Annotated in this window: 17 protein-coding genes; 10 read left to right on the top strand and 7 right to left on the bottom strand. The window is 72.2% G+C overall.

Features of this window, described 5'->3' with window-relative positions:
* Positions 1–104: 104 nt before the first annotated feature.
* The 7 genes from JO379_RS04340 (at position 105) to JO379_RS04310 (ending at position 9,307) form a co-directional block, all read left to right on the top strand.
* Entirely contained in the window at positions 105–2,858 is a 2,754-nt protein-coding gene (locus JO379_RS04340) for a winged helix-turn-helix domain-containing protein (RefSeq protein ID WP_209513971.1), read from the top strand.
* Positions 2,859–2,985: 127 nt separating this feature from the next.
* Complete coding sequence (locus JO379_RS04335) at positions 2,986–3,183, top strand: DUF8691 family protein (protein ID WP_130880756.1); 198 nt, start codon at positions 2,986–2,988, stop codon at positions 3,181–3,183.
* 56 nt (positions 3,184–3,239) lie between these two features.
* Positions 3,240–4,589 (top strand): hypothetical protein, encoded by a 1,350-nt coding sequence (locus JO379_RS04330; protein ID WP_209513969.1) that lies wholly within the window; start codon positions 3,240–3,242, stop codon positions 4,587–4,589.
* Positions 4,590–4,663: 74 nt separating this feature from the next.
* Positions 4,664–5,080 (top strand): SHOCT domain-containing protein, encoded by a 417-nt coding sequence (locus JO379_RS04325; RefSeq protein WP_130880758.1) that lies wholly within the window; start codon positions 4,664–4,666, stop codon positions 5,078–5,080.
* 197 nt (positions 5,081–5,277) lie between these two features.
* On the top strand, positions 5,278–5,619 hold the full coding sequence (locus JO379_RS33860) for an effector-associated constant component EACC1 (RefSeq protein ID WP_165451643.1): 342 nt from the start codon (positions 5,278–5,280) through the stop codon (positions 5,617–5,619).
* Between the two features lie 26 nt (positions 5,620–5,645).
* Positions 5,646–8,735, top strand: a complete 3,090-nt coding sequence (locus tag JO379_RS04315; protein ID WP_209513967.1) for a caspase, EACC1-associated type — start codon at positions 5,646–5,648, stop codon at positions 8,733–8,735.
* A gap of 188 nt (positions 8,736–8,923) precedes the next feature.
* Positions 8,924–9,307, top strand: coding sequence for a hypothetical protein (locus JO379_RS04310; protein ID WP_209513965.1), 384 nt, complete (start codon positions 8,924–8,926; stop codon positions 9,305–9,307).
* Between the two features lie 38 nt (positions 9,308–9,345).
* Here JO379_RS04310 and JO379_RS04305 read toward each other — a convergent pair whose 3' ends face one another.
* From JO379_RS04305 to JO379_RS04295, 3 genes are all read right to left on the bottom strand, one after another.
* Positions 9,346–10,053 carry an NADPH-dependent F420 reductase gene (locus JO379_RS04305; protein WP_372449049.1) on the bottom strand — a complete coding sequence of 236 codons (708 nt, stop codon included), beginning with the start codon at positions 10,051–10,053 and terminating at the stop codon, positions 9,346–9,348.
* Positions 10,054–10,108: 55 nt separating this feature from the next.
* The gene (locus JO379_RS04300) at positions 10,109–11,188 is read right to left on the bottom strand and encodes a YihY/virulence factor BrkB family protein (RefSeq protein ID WP_245381374.1); all 1,080 of its coding nucleotides are present in this window, start codon (positions 11,186–11,188) and stop codon (positions 10,109–10,111) included.
* 105 nt (positions 11,189–11,293) lie between these two features.
* A complete protein-coding gene (locus JO379_RS04295) occupies positions 11,294–11,530 on the bottom strand; it encodes a helix-turn-helix domain-containing protein (RefSeq protein ID WP_209513963.1) in 237 nt (78 codons plus the stop codon).
* Positions 11,531–11,657: 127 nt separating this feature from the next.
* Here JO379_RS04295 and JO379_RS04290 point away from each other — a divergent pair, with 127 nt between their 5' ends.
* Complete coding sequence (locus JO379_RS04290) at positions 11,658–12,281, top strand: TetR/AcrR family transcriptional regulator (RefSeq protein WP_130880764.1); 624 nt, start codon at positions 11,658–11,660, stop codon at positions 12,279–12,281.
* On the top strand, positions 12,278–13,138 hold the full coding sequence (locus JO379_RS04285; protein ID WP_130880765.1) for an alpha/beta fold hydrolase: 861 nt from the start codon (positions 12,278–12,280) through the stop codon (positions 13,136–13,138). The genes JO379_RS04290 and JO379_RS04285 overlap by 4 nt, the downstream gene beginning before the upstream one ends.
* 135 nt (positions 13,139–13,273) lie before the next feature.
* Here the strand turns inward: JO379_RS04285 and JO379_RS04280 are convergent, their stop codons facing one another.
* A complete protein-coding gene (locus tag JO379_RS04280; protein WP_130880766.1) occupies positions 13,274–13,936 on the bottom strand; it encodes a class I SAM-dependent methyltransferase in 663 nt (220 codons plus the stop codon).
* A gap of 434 nt (positions 13,937–14,370) precedes the next feature.
* On the opposite strand from JO379_RS04280, the gene JO379_RS04275 reads away from it, so the two are divergent.
* A complete protein-coding gene (locus JO379_RS04275) occupies positions 14,371–15,048 on the top strand; it encodes a DUF4232 domain-containing protein (protein ID WP_130880859.1) in 678 nt (225 codons plus the stop codon).
* Positions 15,049–15,122: 74 nt separating this feature from the next.
* Here the strand turns inward: JO379_RS04275 and JO379_RS04270 are convergent, their stop codons facing one another.
* From JO379_RS04270 to JO379_RS04260, 3 genes are all read right to left on the bottom strand, one after another.
* The gene (locus JO379_RS04270) at positions 15,123–17,888 is read right to left on the bottom strand and encodes an AfsR/SARP family transcriptional regulator (RefSeq protein WP_209513961.1); all 2,766 of its coding nucleotides are present in this window, start codon (positions 17,886–17,888) and stop codon (positions 15,123–15,125) included.
* A 129-nt stretch (positions 17,889–18,017) separates the two neighbouring features.
* Positions 18,018–20,507, bottom strand: coding sequence for an ABC transporter substrate-binding protein (locus tag JO379_RS04265; RefSeq protein WP_209513959.1), 2,490 nt, complete (start codon positions 20,505–20,507; stop codon positions 18,018–18,020).
* 197 nt (positions 20,508–20,704) lie between these two features.
* Positions 20,705–20,965, bottom strand: a complete 261-nt coding sequence (locus tag JO379_RS04260) for a hypothetical protein (protein ID WP_130880770.1) — start codon at positions 20,963–20,965, stop codon at positions 20,705–20,707.
* Positions 20,966–21,015 lie beyond the last annotated feature (50 nt).

Raw genomic sequence — 21,015 nt, 5'->3', positions numbered from 1 at the left:
GTCGCGGGTGCGGAGCACGGCCCGGCACACGACGAGGCAAGCGCGCCCCGGTCGGGGAAGGGCCCGGCGTCGGCGCCCGAGACCCTCACCCTGGTGGTGGTTGGATGCCCACGTCCGGATTTCCCGCCGGCACGGAAGGATTCCCCGCTGTCACGGAAGAAGGCAAGGGATCCCACGCCGGCCACACGCCCGGCCGGCGTCCGGTCGGCACCGCCACCGAAGCAGCACTGGCCTGGTCCGGTGACCCCCTGCTGACTTCGAAGGTCTCGGTGCCCGTTCTTCCCGGGACCTGCGTCCCCCGACAGCGCCTGCTGGACCGCCTCAGCGGCGGCGTCAACGGGCCACTGACCCTGGTCAGCGGCCCGGCGGGCGCCGGAAAGACGACTCTCGCCGTCTCCTGGGCACACCTCACCACGCCCCCGGGGCCCGTCGCGTGGTTGACCCTCGACACCGACGACAACGCCCCGGGCGTCTTCTGGTCCTACGTCCTCGAAGCCTTCCGGCGTGCGCTTCCCTCCCTGCCCGCCACCATCGGAACACCCACCAGCCCCGACAGCATCGGCCGCTCCCTGCTCGTCCGGCTCGCCTCCGCCGTGGAACACCTGCCCCACCCGGTGGTGCTCGTGCTCGACGACATGGCCAAGGCGCCCGGCCGGGAGGTGTCGAAGGGGCTGGGCTTCCTCCTCGAACACGCGGGCCCGCAGCTCCGCCTCGTCCTGATCGGCCGGGTGGACCCACGGCTCCCGCTCCACCGCTACCGCGCGGAGGGCCGGCTGACCGAAATCCGGGGTGCCGACCTGACGTTCACGCCGGACGAAGCGGCGACTCTGCTGCGACAGCACGACCCGGCCACCACGGACAGCACCGTTGGCACCCTCACGAGCCGCACCGAGGGCTGGGCCGCCGGATTGAGACTGTGCGCCCTGGCCATGCGGAAGTCCGGCGACCCGGACGGCTTCGCCCGGTCGTTCGCCGCCTCCGAACACGCCGTGGCCGACTACCTGCTCGCCGAGGTTCTCGAGGTCCAGCCCGCCGCCACTCGGAAACTGCTCCTGCGTACCAGCATCCTGGACCAGGTGCACCCGGAGCTGGCGAACGCGCTGACGGGGCGGCAGGACGCGGAAGAGATCCTGGCCCGGCTCGTCCGCGAGGGTGCCTTCGTGGAGCCGGTCGCGGACACCCGCTGGTGCCGTTTCCGTCCCCTGTTCGCCAAGGTGCTCCAGGCACACCTGCGCAGCCGACGGCCCGGTCTCGCACCGCGACTCCACGGCCGTGCCGCGCGCTGGCTGGCCGATGCCGGCCGTCCGGCCGAAGCCCTCGGACACGCGACGGCGGCCGGGGACTGGAGTTACGGAGCCGCCGAAGCCGTCCGCAATCTGATGGTCGGGTCCCTGCTCGCCGGCCCCGACGAGGACCGTCTCCCGGCTCTCTTCTCCCGCATGCCCGACGACACCCCCGGCGTCGAGCCCGCCCTCGTCGCGGGAGCCTGCCGCCTGGCCGGCCGCGACCTCGAAGGCTGCCGCGAGCGGCTCACGGCGGCCGAGCGGTTCATGAACAGCGGGAGCACACCGCTCGGCCCCGAGGCCGGGCTGACGCATGCCCTCCTGAAGCTGCTCTGCGAGTCGTACGGCCCGGAGAGCGGTGCCACCCCGGGGGCGGCGGCCGAGGCAATGGCCCGGAACGCCGGGCACATGACGGCGCGAGTGGCAGGGGGGCGGACCGAGGAGCATCCGGAGCTCACGGCGCTACGGCTGCACGGACTGGCCTGCGCGCTCCTGCGGTCCGGCCGCCTCGACGATGCCCGCCGTGCCTTCACCGACGCCGTCGAGGCCTGCGCGGACGACGCCACCCACCTCGTGCTCCACGCGTCCTTCGGCAAGCTCGCCCTGACCGAGAGTGCCGTGGGAGCCCTGACGGCGGCGGAAGACCACGCCGTGCGGTCCCTCACGGTGGCCGACCGGCACGGTATGCCTCCCGCCCGCCGTTCAGGAGCCGGTCACCTGGCACTGGCCGCCCTCTCCTTCGAACGCGATGACCCCCGGACCGCCCGTCACCATCTCGAACGGGCCATGGCGAGTCCCGACGCCCACGACGACCCGGTCATGGTCGCGGAGAGCGCCGTCCTGCGCTCCCGCCTCGAACTGACGCAAGGCCGGTGGGAAGCCGCCCTGACGGCCCTCGGTGACCCCGGGCAGCCCCCCATGACATGGCCGGCCGAGCGCCTCGCCGTCGCCCGCTCCCACGCGGTCCTGGCCCACGGAGACCACGAGGCCGCTGTCGCCGCCCTGCACGGCGGAGACGGGGACGGACCGGCCCTCACCGTCGCGCTGGCCCATGCCCACCTCGCGGCCGGACGCATCGACCGCGCCCGGCGGCTCCTGGCCCACGCCGACCGCTCACACCGGTCGAGTCTCGTCGACCACGTCCGGATCCGACTGTTGCGGGCCCGTATCGCGATGCTGGGCGACGATCCCCGCGCCGCCCACGCCCCGCTGGCGCAAGCACTGGACGCGGCCCGCCCCGAACAGCTGCGCCGCCCCTTCACCGAAGCCGGGCCGTGGCTGCGGCATCTGCTCGAGCGGGCCGACGGCGAAGACACATCCCGCCTCTCCCGCTCCTGGCTCAGCACCCGGTGCCCGGACGGCCCGCGCACCCCCGCCTTCGTCGAGCCGCTCAGCGGCCGTGAGCGGGAGGTACTCGCCTGCGTCGCGCGGATGCTGTCCACCAACGAAATCGCCGACGAACTCCACCTGTCCGTCAACACCGTCAAAACGCACCTGCGGAGCGTCTACCGCAAACTCTGCGTCTCCCGCCGTCGCGAGGCCGTCGAGCTCGGCAAGGAGCTGCACCTCCTGTGACCCGTCGGCCGGCTCCGGCGTGCGCCGCCCCGATGCCGGCTCACCCGCGCGGGGGGATGCCCGCACCCCGCGCGGCGCACAGCATGGCAGAGGAAGAGTCCCCGGAACAGGCAGGGACGGTACGGGCATGCGCTACGAATTCCGTGTCACCGGCCGTGTTTCCACGCCGTTGGCCGACACCTTTCCCGAGCTCGACAGGGCGTCCGTCCCCCGGCAGACGCTGTTCTTCGGCACGGTGACCGACGAGGCCCATCTGTACGGCCTCCTCGCCCGCTTCCAGGACCTGGGGCTGCACGTCGAAGAGATGCGCCGCCTTCCGGACTGACCGTTCGCGGCAGCCGTGTCCGCGGCCACCGCAATCGCGCACGAACGGAGGAAACCATGGACCCGTCCGACGCCTCCGCCCCCCAGGGCCCCGGCCGTTCCGGGGCCGGACAACCCCTGAGCGCCGCCGAACGCGAGGAATACGAACGTCTGCGGAGGACCGCCCACACCCGCCACCGCGGTACGCGTTACGCGGGAGCCTCCGTCCTGCTGGTACTGGCCTTCCTCCTCTCCCCGCTGGCCGTCGTGGCCGCCTGGGTGAACGCCGAGGTCTCCGATACCGGCCGGTACGTACAGACCGTCGCACCGATCGCCACCGATCCCCCCGTGCAGAACCTGGTGACCGACCGGCTGACCGAGCGCGTGGTGAGCAACGTCGACGTCAAGAGCATCACGGACGCCCTCGGCGGGGCTCTCGCCAAGGCCGGTGCACCGCCCGGGGTGGTCGACAAGACACCCCTGCTCACCGGGCCGCTGCAGAACGCGCTCGACTCGGCCGTCCACGATGTGGTGGCCCAGGCCGTGAAGAGCGACCAGTTCGCCCAGGCCTGGGACGGCGCCAACCGGCGCGCCCACGCCGCCGTGGTGAAGACCCTCACCGGAGAGGGGCACAGCGCCGTCGAGGCCAAGGGGGACACCATCGTCCTGGACATGGGGACCGTCATCGACAACGTCAAGCAACGGCTGGTGGACGCGGGCTACGAGAAGGCCGCGGACATCCCCGACGCCGACAGGACGATCCCGCTGCTGAAGACCGACAAGCTCGACAACGCGCAGGACGCCATGCGCCTGCTCAATGTCGTCGGCACCTGGCTGCCCGTCACCGCGGTCGTCCTCGCCGCCCTCGGCATCTGGGCCGCCCCCTCGCACCGGGTGGCCCTGATGGCCACGGGCCTCGGCGTCGGCGTCATGATGGCCGTGCTGCTCGTCGCTCTCGCCCTCATGCGGCGGGTCTACCTGGACTCCGTCCCCTCCGACGTCCTGCCACCGGACGCGGCGGCCCCCATCTACGACACGCTCGTACGGTTCCTGCGTGCGAGCACCCTCACGGTCCTCGTCATCGCGGTGATCACCGTGCTGGCGGGCTATCTGTACGGTCCCGGACGCGGTGCCCGGTTCCTCCGCGGGGTGGCGACCCGGGCCACCGGCGCCACGGGCCGGGCCCTGGCCCACTCCGGTGCGCGCACCGGCAGCACCGGACACTGGCTGGACACCCACCGTGGCTGGACCACCGGCATCGTCATCGCCGGCGGCGGGCTGGCCCTGATCCTGTGGAACTACCCCACCCCCGCCTCCGTGGCGCTGGTCCTCGGCATCGTGGTCGCCGTGCTGATACTCCTCGGTATCCTCGCCGCGGCCTCCGGCGGCACCGCGACGGGCGATCGCCGCACACGGTCCTCGCCCTAGACGGGTGAGGCGTACGGACCCCGGCCCGGACAGGCTGGAACAGCATCGGGGGAGCCGACAGGAGGAGAGAGAACATGAACGCCAATGTGTATCTGGCCTACGACTACCCGGTCCTGGGCGCGTTCTGGACCGCGGTATGGATCTTCCTGTGGGTCCTGTGGGTCCTCCTGCTCTTCCGGGTCATCGCCGACGTATTCCGTGACGACTCCCTCGGCGGATGGGCCAAGGCGGGGTGGCTCGTCCTCGTGATCGGGCTGCCTTTCCTCGGGGTCTTCGTCTATGTGATCGCCAGAGGCAAGAACATGGGCCGACGCGAGCGGGACCACGTGCGGGCACAGCAGCAGGCAGTCGACGACTACATTCGCGAGACGGCCGGCGGTCCGGACTACTCCAGCGACGTGGAAGCCCTCGCGAAGCTCTCGGAAATCCGTGCCAAGGGAGACATCACCGACGACGAATTCCGCCGGGCGAAGGAGAAGATCCTGCATTGAGGGCGCGTCCCCGGTTCACCGGCCGCCGCCGGCCCGGCCCGGCCCGGAACACGGAGCCACTCCACCGCTCCGGTGAAGCGCGGCACGAGGCCGTCAACTCCCGTGAAGATCACGGACATCCGTGCCGCGGCCAACCAAGCCCCCTCGCCCTACGATGGCTTCGGACCGACCGAACCGTCAGAAGCGGGGGCTCGCCTGTGGACATCAGAGTCGGCATTCCCGACGAGGAGGACACCGAGCCGCTGCTGTCGTTCCACAGCTGGCTCATGGACGACCGCGACATCCGCAGGCAGGCCCGGATCACCCTGGTCGAGACACCGGGCCGGCCGGGCGACATGACTCCCGGCATCGCGCTGATCAGTCTGCTGGTCTCGTCCGGCTTCAACATCGCCGGACTGGGCATGGCCATCGCCAACTGGCGGGCCTCACGGAAGGCTCCGCCGCCCGTGCGGATCGAGGTGGGCGGTGTCCGCATCGTCGTCGACGACTCCGGCTGGACCATCCGGGAGGACGACACCCCGGAGGACGGGCAGGGCTGACACGGCGACCGGCCGCAGGACACGCCATGCGCGCGAACCCCGCACACTCACGCGCGGTACTCATCGGGGCCTACCACTTCGCGCACTTGGAGGACCTGCCCTCCGTCGCGAACAACCTGGACCGGCTGCTGCGCCTGCTGACCGATCCGGACGTCTGGGGGCTGGCGCCGGAACACTGCGTGGTCCTTCGCCAGCCCACGAGCGCGGCGGAGGTCGCGGACGCGGTGGAGACCGCCGCCGCGCAGGCCACCGACACCCTGCTCGTCTACTTCGCCGGTCACGGCCTGACCGCACCCAGGACCATGGAACTGGGCCTCGCCCTCGTCGGATCGAGGGCCAACGCGCCCCACACCACGCTGCCCTTCGAATGGATCCGCCAGGCCGTGCTGGACGCCGAGGCGCCCCGCAAGGTCGTCGTCCTCGACTGCTGCTACAGCGGACGCGCACTGACCGGCGGCATGGCCGGCGTCACCGACCTCGTGCAGGACGCCGAGATCGAGGGCACCTACATCCTGGTGGCGGCGGCGGAGACCAAGAAGGCGCTGGCGCCGGTGGGCGAGCGGTACACCGCGTTCACCGGCGAGCTCATCGCCGTACTGGAGGCCGGTGTCGTCGGGGAGCCCGAGTACCTCAGCATGTCCGTCATCCACACCCAGGTGCACACCGCCCTGGCGCGGAAGGGCCGCCCGATTCCGCAGCAGCGCAACAGGAACGCGGGCGCCCTGATCGCGTTCGCGCGCAACCGGGCCCATCGGCCTGCCGGGGCGGATCCCGCGGCGGAGCCACCCGAGGACACGGCACGCCTGACGTCCCTCGCCGGGCTCGCGGACGCCTTGCGCCTCGAAGCGCAGTCGACCGGTTCCCCCGCCGCGCTCGACGACGCGATCGCCCTCTGCCGCCAGGCCGTCGCCGGGTCACGTCCCGACTCCGCCGATCACGCGAAGTACCTGGCCGGCCTGGGGGACGCGCTGCGGCTCAAGTCGGAGACGGCCGGCGACCGGGAAGCGCTGCTGGAGTCCGTGACGGTGCTCCGGGACGCCGTCACCGCGGCCCCGGAGGGCAGCCCCCACCGGGCGACCTGTCTGACGGCCCTCGGCAACGCCTTGCGCCTGAGAGCACATGCCACGGGCGACAGCGGCGCGCTCTCCGAAGCCGTGGAGAACCTGCGGGCAGCGGTCGAGGCGAGCGGACCGAGGCCGCTCGACCAGGCGGCATCCCTGCTCAGCCTGGGCAGCACGCTGTGGGGTGCCGCCCAGACCGACGGCGGGTCCACGGCACTCGACGGCGCGTTGGCCGCCTGGGAGCACGCGTCGCGCATCGAACAGGCACCGGCCCGCCTGCGCATCGAGGCGGCCGGCCGCTCCGGCCGCGCCGCGGTCGAGCGCGGGGAGATCGCGCGGGGTGACGCCGGACTGACCCTCGCGGTCGACCTCCTGCCGGAGCTGGCCTCCTGGCACATCGACCTGATCGACCGCGAACGGCTGCTCTCCGACTTCCTGGGCCTGGCCTCGGACGCCGCCGCGTGCAAGCTCATGCTCGACGAACCGGCCGCCGCGCTGCACATCCTCGAGCGCGGCCGAGGGGTGCTGTTCAGCAAACTCCTGGAACTGCGCCCCGACCTCGGCGCGCTCAGGTCGGCCGCGCCGGAACTCGCCATGGAATTCGAGGAGCTGGCCCGTGACCTCTCCGTCGACTGGCTGACCCTCGGCGAGGAACCGCGGCCCCCGCGCTCCGGGCGACTGCCGGCCGCCGAGGGGGAAGCCGCCGACTCACGGCACCGGGCCGCCCGGCGCCTCGAAGAGCTGATCGCCCGCATCCGTACGCTTCCCGGGCTCGGGGAATTCCTGCGGCCGCTGCCGGCCGACCGGCTCATCGAGGTGGGAACCGAGGCGGGAAGGGACGGCCCGGTCGTCGTCGTGAACGTCAGCCGGTACCGGTCCGACGCCCTCATCCTCACCGCGGGCGGCCTCCGCGTCGTCCCCCTGCCCGGCCTGGAGGCCCAGGCGGTCCACGACCGAGTGAACCACTTCCTCGGCGCGGTACGGATACAGGGCCAAGGCGGCGGCTTCGAGAGCCGCGTCGCGCGGCAGCAGACCGTCCTGCACACGCTCGCATGGCTGTGGGACGCCATGGCCGAGCCCGTCCTGCGCGAACTGGGCCACGACCGTGCGCCCCGCGAAGACGAACCCTGGCCACGTCTCTTCTGGTGCCCGACCGGACTTCTCTCCCTGCTGCCGCTCCACGCCGCCGGCCACCACGGACCGGCTGCCGCCGACGAACCGTCGAGGACCGTCATGGACCGCGTCGTGTCCTCCTGCACGACGACGGTGCGCGACCTCCTCCTCGGTGCCGCGGAGCGGACGACCGCGCCCGACGGTCCGCCCGGCCGGGCCCCGGATCCGCTCGTCGTCCTGCCGAACGCCTCAGGAGCACCGGCCCTGCCGGGTGCCGAGAGGGAAGCACGGTTCCTGACGACCCGTTTCCCCGACGCCCGACTGCTCTCCGGCCGACAGGCCACCTGGGCCGCCGTCCGCCGCGCTCTCCCCACGCGCCGCTGGGCGCACTTCGCCTGCCACGCCACAAGCGACCTCGATCACCCGCTCAACAGCGGCCTGCTGCTCACGGACCGTCTGGCCCCGGTCCGTGACATCTGCCGGACGCCCTTGGACGCGGTCCGTCTCGTGGTCCTCTCGGGCTGTGGCACCAGCCAGACCGGTACGGAACTGGCGGACGAAGCCATCCACATCGCCTCGGCCTTCCAGACCGCCGGGGCCCGGCACGTCATCGGGACGCTGTGGCCCATCGTCGACGACATCGCCGAGAGATTCGCGACCTTGTTCTACACCAGCCTCACCTCCGGCACCACGGACCCGGCGTTCGCCCTGCACGCGGCGACCCGTGAACTCCGCGACGCGCACCCGGCCATGCCGGTGCTGTGGGCGTCGCTCACCCACCTCGGCCCCTCACGGGCCACGGCGGGCGAATCACTGACGGCGGCCGGCCCGGACGACGGCGGGGGAGCGGAGCATCAGGGGCCCATGCTCATCGAGCGTGGACCCCTGCGAGGTGATCAGGCCTCCGGTGGCTTCATCAGCCGGAGTACCTCCCGAGGGTGAGCAGCGGGTCGAAGGCGGCACCCCGCCTGAGGCAACTGTGCTTTCCTCAGGGGCAGTCAGAGCCCAGAAACAGCGTTGTCGATCTCCCAGAGGTACCCCGGAAGAATGCGCATGTTCGGCAGGCGTGGATTCGTGATCGCGGCTGCACAGGGCAGGAATGCCGCTCCGCCGGCACCGGTGTGGGCCTGGTGCCGAAGCCGGCTCATTTCGAGAGCCGCGCCCAGTACACCTGCACCACCGGCCCTGGTGAGGCCGCGCCGGCCACCGGCCACTTCGTGGCGTTCTCGCGCGCCTCGTGTCTTGGGCTGGACGACGTCACCGCAGGAGAGGTCGTCCACTACGCCGACGGCCGCAAGTCGGTCATCGAGTACGGCAGTTCCTCCGCCCTCGGCATCAGCGGCCTCAACGCCATCCGGCTGGACGGCAAGGTAACCGAGGGCCTCGGCAAGGGACAGGCCGCCCATCGAACTCTGGCGATCCTGGATCCCAGCTCCACCACCAAGTGCTTCGTCCGGATGCCTGCCTCGTCCTCTGCCCCCAGAAAGGTGCAGTTGGAAATCCGCTCTGTGTAAGAGGCAGCCGGGCACGGGTGCGGCGGGCTGCGCCCCCGCTACGCCCTGAACGCCTCCGGCCGCTCCCGGGACGCCTCGTCGATGGCCTTGCCGACCGCTTCGGTGCCGGCTCGCAGGCCGTAGACGGGTGTGTCGGGCTGCTGGCGCCAGGAGTCGTCGATGCCGCCGGCGTCGACGGTGTCGAAGCCGAGCTCGTCGATGAGGTCGCGGACGGCTTTCTTGGCGGTCTCGTCGTCGCCCGCCACCGGCACGGCGATCCGCTCGGGGTGGCCCTGGGGCCGGGGCTTGTCGAGGATGTCCTGCGCGTAGGTACCGTTGAACGCCTTGATGACGGGGTGGCCGAGGTGCTGCTCGGTCCAGCGGCTCTCCGTCAGGCCGTCCTCGATGGCGGCGATCCGGCCGTCCCTCTCCTTGGGGTAGTAGTTGCCGGTGTCGATGACCACGACATCCTCCGCGGCCTCGTCGAACAGCCCGGACGGCAGGGCCGGTACGGCCTTGAGGGGCACGGTGACCACGACGACCGCGGCGCCGCGCGCCGCCTCCGCCGCGGTGACCGGGGTGGCACCGGTCTCCTCGGCGAGGGCGGTGAGGGTGTGCGGGCCGCGTGAGTTGGCGACGGAGACGTCATGGCCGAGAGCGGTGAGCCGTCGTGTGAGGTTGCCGCCGATGTTGCCGGCGCCGATGATGCCGATCTTCATGGGAGTCCTTCCAGAGGCCTGGCGACGGGGTGTCGTGCCTGCCCACAACCTCGTGTGCGGGGTGGCTATTCCGGCTCCCGGCCTTTTGGGTGTCGGGCGGACGTCAGGTGCCGCCCGCCTCCCTCCGGTCCTTCTCGCTCCACTTGCCGGTGTCACGGGGCTCGACGTAGGGCTCCTCGTCCTGGGGGTGACCACCGATGATCGCGCGCTCGCGGGACAGCTCCGCGTCGAACTCCAGGCCCAGCAGGATCGCCAGGTTGGTGATCCACAGCCACACCAGGAAGACGATCATCCCGGCCAGGGTGCCGTAGGTCTTGTTGTAGGAGGCGAAGTTCGCCACGTACAGCGCGAATCCCGCCGAGGCGATCATCCAGATCACCAGGGCCAGGAAACTGCCGGGGGTGACCCACTTGAAGCCTCGGCTCTTCGCGTTCGGCGCCGCCCAGTACAGGATCGCGATCATGACGGTGACCAGGAGGACCAGGACCGGCCACTTGGCGATCGACCACACCGTCACGGCGGTGTCACCGATTCCCAGGGCGGTGCCGGCCTGCCGGGCGAGGCCGCCGGTGAACACCACGATCAGCGCACTGGCGCAGGCCAGGGTCACCAGCACCACGGTCAGCACCAGCCGCAGCGGGGTGAGCTTCCACACCGAGCGGCCTTCGGGCATGTCGTAGACGGCGTTGGAACTGCGGATGAACGCCGCGACATATCCCGACGCGGACCACAGTGCGCCCAGCAGACCGACCACGGCCAGGACGGAACCGGTGCCCCCGGCGCCCTGCAATTGCTCGACCGCGTCCGTGACGATGTCGCGGGCCGGGCCGGGGGTGAGCTTCTTGAGGTTGTCCAGGATGCTCTTCGTCGCCGACTCGCCCGCCACCCCGAGCAGCGAGACCAGCACCAGCAGGGCGGGGAAGAGCGCCAGCACCGCGTAGTAGGTCAGCGCCGCCGCCCGGTCCGCCAGTTCGTCGTCCTTGAACTCCGCCACCGTCCGCCGCAGCACCGCCCACCAGGACTTCTTGCCCAGAGCGGTCGGATCGTCCGGGGCCTCCCGCTCCACCTGCGGATCCGGTCCCGCGCCCTGGCCCGGCCCGGTGCTCTTCCCGTCGTCCCCGGACGCGCCCCGGCCGTCCCGGGGCTGTGCGTTCCCACGCCTGTGCTGCCACATCGGTGCCATGCCCGTACGGGTAACCGCTCCCTGTTCCGGCTAACCCCGACGGGCAACGCGCCGCCGTACCGTCACCCACACGGGTGGCTGGGGGGCATCCTGTCGGCGCGGGTGTCAGGCCGTCACCCCGGTGCGGGTCCGGGCGGCGTCCAGTACGTCGGGAAGGGGGATGGACAGGGCGTCGGCGAGTTCGGCCAGCTCCTCCGGCGTGGGGCGGACGGGCCCCTCGGCCCCGTCCTGGGTGAACGCACGGATGCGCGGGGTACGGATACCGGTCCGGTCGGCGAGGCATTGCGCGGTCAGATGACGTCGGCGCATGGCCTCTCGCAGGAGTCCTTCAAGGTCTGCCATGGCCCTCACCTGCCCCGCCCCGGCGTACCTACGCCCCCGGTCGGTGCCGCGTCAACACTTGACCACGGCCGGACGCGGCCCTAAAACTTAGAATACTCTCTAAGTTTTGACGAAGGGGTGTGCGTGTATGCAGCCGACCGAAGGGGGCCTGCGTGAGCAGCACAAGGCCCGGCGACGCACGCGGATCCTCGAGGCGACGCGCGAACTCCTGCGGGACGGCCCGGATTCGGTGATCAATGCCGAGCGCATCGCCGAGCGGGCGGAGGTCGCCCCGGCCACCGTGTACAACCTCATCGGACCGCGCGACAAGATCTGGGAGGCGCTCGCCGCCGCGTTCATGGACGAACTCGAGCGCCGCCTGGCGCTGCTGGGAGCCGATGACCCGCGGGAGGTCGTCAGGTCGACCGTCCGGCTGTTCGTGAGCGACCCGGTCGTCTCGCGTCGCATGGTGCGTGAGTGGGAGGACAGCGGCCTCGTGCTCGACCGCGGTCCGCTCACCCGGCTCCGCCGGGCGATGGCGGCTGCACAGGCACGGGGCCTGCTGCGCGCCGACATCGACACGGACGCGTTGGCCGCCGCTGTCGCTACCTCGTGCGTGGGTGCGCTGCATCAGTGGGTCGTCGCCCTGATCGACGACGACCGGTTCCTCGCACGTGCGCTGTTCGCGCTGGACGTCGCGCTCGCCGCGGCGGCCACGGATCCCTACCGCGACCAGCTGCTGGCGCCGCTGCGAACCCGAGGCGCGGTATGACGGCCGGCGCCGCCCTGCCGCGGCCCCGCACCTTCGTGGGCCGCGGCGGGCTGCTGCTCTCGGCGGATGTGTGGGGCGAGGCGTCCTCACCCCCTCTCGTCCTGCTGCACGGCGGCGGCCAGACGCGACACGCCTGGCAGCGCACCGGCCCCCGCCTGGCCGCGCTGGGGTGGCGGGTCATCGCCCCGGACCTGCGCGGCCATGGCTCCAGCCAATGGTCAGCCGACGGTGACTACGCTCTCGACCTGTTCGCCGACGACGTCCGGGCGCTCGTCGCCCAAGTCGGCGGACGGCCGGTACTCATCGGTGCCTCGCTCGGAGGCCTGAGCTCGCTGCTCGCCGCCGGAGAGGCACCCAGGGCTGCGATCCGCGCTCTGGTGCTCGTCGACGTCGCCCATCGGCCGGATCCCCACGGAGCCCGCCGGATCGCCGAGTTCATGCGCCAACGCCCGGACGGCTTCGCCAGCCCCGGCGAAGCCGCCGCGACGGTGTCCGCCCACCTGCCGCACCGCCCACGTCCGGACGACCCCGAGGGCATCCGGAAGAACCTGCGACGCCACGGCGATTGCTGGTTCTGGCACTGGGACCCCCGGATGCCGGCCGGCTTCGAGGGCCGAATGGACCCGCCCGGCATGGCGGAACGCCTCCTCGCCGCCGCGCGCCAGGCCGACGTGCCGATCCTGCTCGTACGCGGCGGGATCAGCGATGTGGTGCGCGAAGACATCGCCGAGCAGTTCTGCGACAGGGTTCCCCACGCGCGGCGCGTCGATGTGGCCGATGCGGGGCACATGGTGGCCGGCGATCGGAACGAGCACTTCATCGATGCGATCATCCCGTTCCTGGAGGGAATCGAGTGAGCGCGGGACTCGACCGGGGCCTGCGTACACGTGCCGCCGCAGCCCACCCACCAGGCCGCAGGTTCAGCGCCGGGGACTCGCGGCAACGTTCGACCGCATCGGAGCCCGAGCGGGCGGTGCGCTCGGTGTGTTCGGTCAGACGGTCCCTGCCGAGGCCTTGCGGGCCAGCAGGTGAACCTCCTGGAACTGCCGTCGGTCGGTGGGCTGGGGCTCGCGGATCATCCGGGCCACCTCGGCCGACCCGCACGCGCGCAGCATCGCGGCAAGGTGATCGGGCGACCACCGATAGGCCGGTGCGACGGTGTGGTCGAAGACCTGCGTCGGGTGAGACGGATCATCGGTTGCCGAGAAGCCGATCAGGAGGTGGCCGCCAGGTGCCAGCACGCGGTGGAACTCCGCCAGGATGGCGGGGAGTTCTCGCGGCGGAGTGTGGATGATGGACCAGCGGGAGAGAACGCCGCCCAGCTCGCCGTCAGCGATGTCCAACGCGGCCATCGAGCCCACGTCGAACCGCAGTCCCGGATGGGCCTGCCGGGCCGTCGTGATCATCGCGGGCGAGGCATCAACACCACACGCCGACAGTCCCAGCCCGTCCAGGTGGGCGGTGATGTGTCCGGGCCCGCACCCCAGGTCCGCGACCCGGTCGTTCCCACTCGCACGGACAACCTCGGCGAAGGCGTCCAGGACCGCGCGGTCCAGGGGACGGTCACGCAGCGTGTCGCGGAACATCTGCGCATAGACGGGCGCGGCAGCGTCGTAGGCCTCGCGGGTGGCGTGGAAGGCATCGTGTTCGACCATGCTCACGACTGTAGTTCCTGGCGCCGAGGCGAGTTCGCGCCACAATGACGCCGGCACCGCTCGGTCACGCGAGCCGTCGGGCACGCCTCGGACCGCTCCGCCTCCGTGACGTCGGTCGTCGCCGATGCGAATGCGAACACGGCGCCCATGACGGAAGTGCCGGTGACCAGCCCGAGGTTGCGCGACAGGGTGAGCATACCGGCGGTGACGCCCCGCTGGTCCGGGGGGACTTCCGCCACTGTGCGCCCCGGGCGGGACATCGGATGGCGGGACAACACCGATCGCCCGCGCCCGACCGGCAGGACGTTAGCGGGAGGTTAGTGCCGGAGCAGTAGAACGTGAGCGGTGGGCCCGAGACTCATGAACGTCGGCAGGCCGGGCTCGGTCTGTCGCAGGACGGACGTTGGCCGCACTATCACCACGAGGGAATGACCATGCGTATGTTCCGCAACCGCACCACCGGCCTCGCCGCCGTCACCACCGCCGTGCTCGCCCTGTCGCTCACCGCCTGCGGTGAGGGCAGCTCGGGCGTGAAGTCCTCCGGCCCGGCGGCCGACAGCGCCGCATCGGCCCCTGCGCCGGCACAGGCCGAGAAGAACACCGACACCGCCAAGGGTGCCGCCAACGGGAAGAACGCCAGCACCGCACAGGGTGCCGGCGCCGCGAAGGGATCCGCCGGACAGGCAGCCGCGAACACCCCCGTCTGCACGACGAAGAACGTCGCCATCAGCGCCGCCCACCAGGGCGGACCGCCCTACACCCACATCGTCCTGACGGCGAAGAACACCTCGGGTCACAGCTGCAGGCTGACCGGTTTCCCGGAGATCGAGTTCCTCGAGAGCCACCGCGAGAACGTGCCGCCGGTCGCCAAGAGCAAGCCCGCCACCCCCGTCGTGCTCACCGCGGGCGCCCCCGCGTACGCGCTGGTCAAGCTGTCGGACGGCGGGCGCACCGAGAACACCGAGCCCGTGACGGACTTCTCCGTCACGCTTCAGGGCGGCGGCGGTATGACCGCCGTGAAGGCTCCCGGCGGCGGCATCGCCGTCAACCCGGCGAAGTGGGCCACCGGCTACTGGACGCCCGAGCTGCGCAACGGCGCCGACGACTTCTGATCCGTCGGATCCGCTTGCTTCGCGCGTACCGGTAGTGGCGACGGCCGGGGCGCTCCTTCCGCCGCGCGCACGCGCTACCGGTTCGCCAGCGCCGACAGGACGACACGGGCTTCGGTCTCGCCCTCCTCGTACGCGCTGGCCTGCGCCTCCCGAATGGCCTCGTCGAGCTGGCGCACGGCTTCGCCCGTGCGGCCCGTCGCGGCGAGCGCCCTGCCGTACAGGGTGCGCAGCACGATGCGCCGGGGGGCCGCGAGCGGGGGAGCGGCGAGGGCCAGACCGCGCACGGCATGGTCGGCGGCCTCCTGAGGGGCGCCGATGGCGAGGAAAAGGTGCGTGAGGTGGAGATGGGCGAGGGTGACGGTCTCGGTGAGACCGGCCCCTTCGGCCAGGGCGAGAGCCTGGGTCAACAGATCCCGGGGCCGCTCCTGCTCGCCGTGCCGGATGAGTTCGACGCCCAGATTGATCAGAGCCGTGGCTTCCCCGGCCGTGTCGCCTGCCCGGGCGGCGAGGGCGGGGGCGTGCTCCAGCTGGGCCAAGGCCTCCTCGGACCTGCCTTCCTCGGACAGCACCCAGCCCAGCAGCGCCCGCGCCCGCGACTGGGCGCCGGGGTCGTCGTCGAGTTCCGCGGAGGCCAGGCCCTGTTCGAGCAGCGGCACCCAGCCGTCGCGGACCTGCCACAGGATCAGCGGCCACTGGAGGATGACCAGGCGCCAGGCGCGGTCGTGCATTCCCGCCGCGGCGGCGGCCTCGACCGCGCCGCGCAACGTGTCCCGTTCGGCCGAATACCAGCCGAGGGCGTCCTGACGGCTCGTGAACGTCCGGACGGCGGCGGAGTGCCTCGCCCCGGGAGGAAGGGCACAGCACGGCTCGCTGCCGGGCTCCGCGGCGGCGCACGCCGCGAGGAGCGTGTGGAGCCGGTGGTCGAGCAGCCGGAGCAGTGCGTCGGGGTCGTGCCCCGGCGCGAGGGAGCGGGCGTAGAGCCGTACGAGGTCGTGCAGGACGTAGGAGCGTGGCCCGGTCTCGACGACCAGGTGGGCGGCGGCCAGCTGGTCCAGCGCGACGGTCGCCCGGCCGGGCGGGCAGTCGGCCAGTGCGGCGGCTGTGCCGGTGTCGAGGGTGGCACCGGTGTGCGGCCCGAGCCGGTGGAACATCTCCCGCGCCGGTTCGGGGAGGTGGTGGACGGTGAGCCCGAGGGCTGCGGCGACACCGGTGTCCTCGACGTTCAGCAGGTCCAGCCTGCTGTGCTCGTCGGCGAGTTCACCGGCGAAGGCGGTCAGCCCGCCGTGCGGGCGGGTGGCGAGCCGGGCGGCGGCGACGCGCAGGGCGAGCGGCAGACCGTCGCACAGCTCGGCGAGCCGTGTCGCGGCCTCGGGTTCGGCCGCGACCAGGTCCGGGCCCAGGACGGCGGAGAGCAGCGCGGTGGAGCGGTCCGGCGGAAGCTCGGTGAGCGGGACGGGGCGGGCGGCGTCCGACGCCACGAGCCCGCCGAGCCGGTCGCGGCTGGTGACGAGCGTGACGCAGTCCTCCCCGCCGGGCAGCAGCGGGCGGACCTGCTCGGAGCCGCGGGCGTTGTCCAGGACGATCAGCAGTCTGCGCCCGGAGGTCAGCTCCCGGTATCGGGCACCCATGGCGTCGGGCGAACCGGGCATCTGCTCGACGGGGACGCCGAACGCGAGCAGGAACTCACGGAGCACGGCGGTGGTGTCGCGGGCCGGGACGGCGCTGTAGCCGTGGAGGTCGACGAAGAGCCGGCCGTCGGGGAAGTCCGCGCGGTGGTGGTGTGCCCAGTGCACGGCGAGGGCGGTCTTCCCGACCCCGGCACTGCCCGTGATCACGGCGATGGGACCGGAGCCGGATGCCGTGGCCTGGTCGAGCGCGGTCAGTTCGTCCTCGCGCCCCGTGAAGCCCCCGGGGCGTCGCGGCAACAACTGCGGCACGGCGGCCATGTGGCGCGGTGCGGCAGGGGCCGGTGCGGACGGTGCGGGCGTTTCCCGCGCTCCCGGTGACTCCTGTGCCCCGCGCGTCTCCCGCGGCTCGGCGGCGGGGACCGGGGCCGGTGACGTCCCGGCCGGCGCCGGTGCGGCGGCGGCCTGCGGGGCGTCGGCCCTCAGGAGAGCGGCGTACGCGTCGGTGAGCGCCGCTCCGGGGTCGATGCCGAGCTGATCGGCGAGCAGCCGCCGGGTGCGGTGGAACCAGTCCAGCGCCTCCGACCGCCGGCCCGCCCTGCCCAGGGCCAGCATCAGCACCGCGATCAGCGATTCCCGCAACGGGTTCGCGATGGCCTCGGTGTGCAGCACGGCCGCCGCCGTGCCGTGCTCGCCGAGCCGCCCGTGGGCGTCCGCCAGCTCCTCCACGGCGGTCAGCCGCAGCTCCTGCAGCATGTGCGCGGCGGTCTCCAGCAGCGTGCTGTACACCGTCCCGGCGAGCGCCGGCCCCTGCCACAGCGCGAGCGCCTCCCGGAGCATCGACACGGCGTCGCCCGGATCGCGCTGCCCCCGGGCGAGCTGGAGCAACTCCTCGAACCGGTGGGCGTCCACCAGCGACTCGGGCAGCCGCAGGAGGTAGGCCCGCCCCTGGGTGACGAGCTCGACGCCGTACGCCGGTGCCCCGTGTTCGGCGAGCAGGGCCCGCAGCCGGGAGACGTGGCCCTGCAGAACGGTCCGGGAGTGCCGGGGCGGTTCCTCGCCCCACAGCGCCTCGGTCAGCCGGTCGACGCCGACGGCCGTATTGGGGCGCAGCAGCAGCATGGCCAGCAGGCTGCGGCGCATGGCGGGACCGAGCGGGATCTGTTCCCCGCCGTCCGTCAGCGCGGAGACCGCTCCCAGCACGCGGAACTCCATACAGGCCCACCCCCTGTCCCATCTGATCGCGGCCCCTGTGGCCGAGGATACGTTGGGCCACTTCAGGAGCATCAGGGTGGTTCCGGCCCGGTCCGCATACGGCCGGCACCCCGCCCTGTCGGACACGCCCTAGGGCCTCCCGTCCGCGGCCCGGCAGACGGGCGGGGTGTCGGGAGTGTGGGGGACGGTGCACAGGAACAGGGGGCGCCGGGCGAGGGCCCGGTCGTCGGCGGGCAGATGGAAGGGGCGGTCGACGGCGACGGTGTCCTGGACGTCGATTCCCGAGCGCAGCTGTTGCAGGACGTTGGAGGCGCGGGGCGTGTTCGTCCCCGTCCATACCCGGTAGATCGCCGCCGCGGCCGCGCGGAAGGCATCACTGCCCACGGCATGGTCGCTGTGGTGGTCGTGGGAGAAGGCGATGTAGGAGAGGTCGACGGCCGTGTACCGGTCGAGGTGGGCGAACTCGGGGATCTCGGGGTACTCGACGAGGGTGCCCGTGTCGGACGCCAGCAGGGGGAAGGCCGGTTTCCGGGCGGCACCGCACTGGGCCTGCACTTCGTTGAGGACCTTGGGCAGCTGGCTCCCGCGGGCGGCGTACAGCGTGATGCCCCCGCTCCGGCTCAGTGCGCAGATCTCCTTGGCGAGGTCGGGCAGGGTGCTCATGCCGCCGCGCTGGCTCCGCGCGGCCTCACGCATGATCGCGAACGACGGCTCCTCCACGGTGACACCGCGGTCGGTCAGCTCGCTTCGGAGGTTCTGCTGGAGATTGACGCTGTAGCGGTCCTTGTCGTCGTAGACGATCACCGCTTTCTTGCGGTCGAGTTCGGTGACGCGGCGGGCCAGGGCGCGGGCGAGGTGGCGGTTGGTGGGCTGGGTCTGGAAGTAGGTGGTGGTCTCGGTGGCCATGAAGTCGCCGGTGACCGCGGCGCCGATGACCGGGAGGTCGACGGAGAGACGGTTGATCGCGTCGACGGATGCCTGCCTGCTCTGCGCGATACCGATGACCGCCGTAATGCTCGGATCCTCGTCGGCCAGTGTGTTGAGCCGGTCCACCACCGCCGGTGCGTGGGAGTAGGCGTAGCCGACGTTGGCGACGAGGAGCCGCAGGCGGGGGCGGTCGGCGTTGACGCCCACTTGCTGGTTGAAGACGCGTTGGGCACGAGCGGCGCCTTCGAGCTGGAGCACGCCCGCGGGGGTGAGCTGTTCGCCGGCCCCATGAGGGTCGGCGGTCAACGGCGCGAGAAAGACCACGGTGCGGTACGGGCCGCCCCGCTCGGCGGCGGTGTTCTGGGCACGGATGCGGTCCTGCAGGGTCCGCAGCAGTTTTTGGCTGCTGCCATGGGTGAAGTAACACTCCTTTGCGGCGGTGTCGACACCGACTCTGGCGCCCCCGGCCTGCCACATGTCGTGGCAGGGATCCAGCAGTTTGACCACCCATCCCGCCGTCGGGAGGGCCGCGGCCACCATGACGAGAGCCAGGACCGTGCCCAGGTAGGTCGAAGGCCAGCGCACCGGCCGGGGCCGCACCGCCACGTTCGTGGCCAGCCAGTCACTCACCGAGGACCGCTGCGGACCGGCCGGCGCGACGGTCACCTGACCGTCGTCGTCCGCCGTGGCCGGCTGCGGCTTCCTCTCCAGCAGGGGCCGCAGGGCGGCCGCGGCCTGAGCCGGGGTACGCGGCGCGGCCCGGCGCTCCGTACGGTCATCGGGCGGCGGCACGGGAGTGCGGGCGGCCATCACGACCAACGGCAGACCTCGGCGACGGACTTTGACCAGGCCGTCCAGCAGTCGGCGCAGGGCGACGCCCGAGCCGTCGACGCGGGGCAGCAGCACGACGAAGGGCCAGACCCGGCGTCGTCTGCCGGGTGAGAACACGCCCCGGCGGCCGGCGCGCGTCAGATCCACGGCCAGCGCTTCCAGCAACAGTGACTGCCGCAAGGCGGAGTTGTTCCGCAGGTCTCCTTCGAGACTCAGATGAGTCGCGGCAGCCAGGAACGTGGTGGCTGCCTGTCCGGCATTGCAGACCTTCCCCGGATACCACCGCAGTCGCCGGGTGCGATGGAGCCACAGGCGATAGCCCCACTCCAGGGGCCAGGCGAGCAGGACCGTGGCGACGGCCCCCAGACGCGCGCTCACCTGGCCCGCACCACCGGTCTCGATGAACGACCGCAGCGCCCTCAGCCCGGGAGTGCCGCGCTGCCAGGACGCGCACAGTGACGCGGCCAGCGCATCGCGCTGGGCAGGTGGAGCCCCCGCCCCGACGTTGACGTCCAGCACCCTGCGGCACGTCCAGTACGTCGTCAGTGTCAGCCGTCCCGCCTTCGCCGGCATGGTCTGCTCCAGCTGCGCGGTGATGCCGTCGAGCAGGACCACGTCCGGCTCCCGGGCGTCCCGGGCCCGGGCCAGCAGATCATCGTCGGCCAGGGCATGGGGAACGATGCCCGCCCCGGCCCCGTCGCGCAGCCGGTCCCGGAAGCCGGTGACGAAGTCGGCACCCAGACCGCCGTCGTCCTCGAAGACGACCGCGGGGACCGTCTGCCTGCCCACGCGTCGGCCCATCAGGGCATCCAACACGCTCACCAGGTCCTTGGCCCCGTCCACCGCGGGAATTCCGCCCATACTCGTCCCCCTACCCAGAGCTACGCGATGGGGAGAACCCTTCACCGCCCCGGTAGGAGGGCAGAGCAGTTGGCCTGAACTGTTCGTTGATGCGCCGAACTATTTGCGCCGGCGTCGCGGCATGACCGATCGACGCCCGCACATGGCCGACTCGTCGGGGCCCTGCGGGGATCGTGCGATCTCCGGCTCGGTCCCGCTCACTCCTCGCCCGTGAGGTCGTTGGCCCGGCGGACGACGTGCCAGCACGCGGAGCAGAGATCGAGCCAACGCGGCCCGGCCGTCGCGGAGTCGACAATGATGGCGCACCGGGCCATGCTTCCGCAGCCGAGGCAGGGGTGGTCCTCGTGCCGTGCGCGGTGGTCGAGGTCGGCTTCGCCCGCGGCGGCGGGGGCGGCGGCGAGCAGGGTGGGCTCGGCGGCGATGAGGTGAAGAAGTCCCGCGGCGGCCGTGGCGTTCATCGCGTCACCTGCCGACTCCCTCTGTTCCCGCTTCTGGTCCCGCTTCCGTT

This window comes from Streptomyces syringium (assembly GCF_017876625.1).
Lineage (GTDB): Bacteria > Actinomycetota > Actinomycetes > Streptomycetales > Streptomycetaceae > Streptomyces > Streptomyces syringius.
The sequence above is the reverse complement of the archived record's forward strand: the minus strand, read 5'-3'. Positions and strand labels throughout refer to the sequence as shown.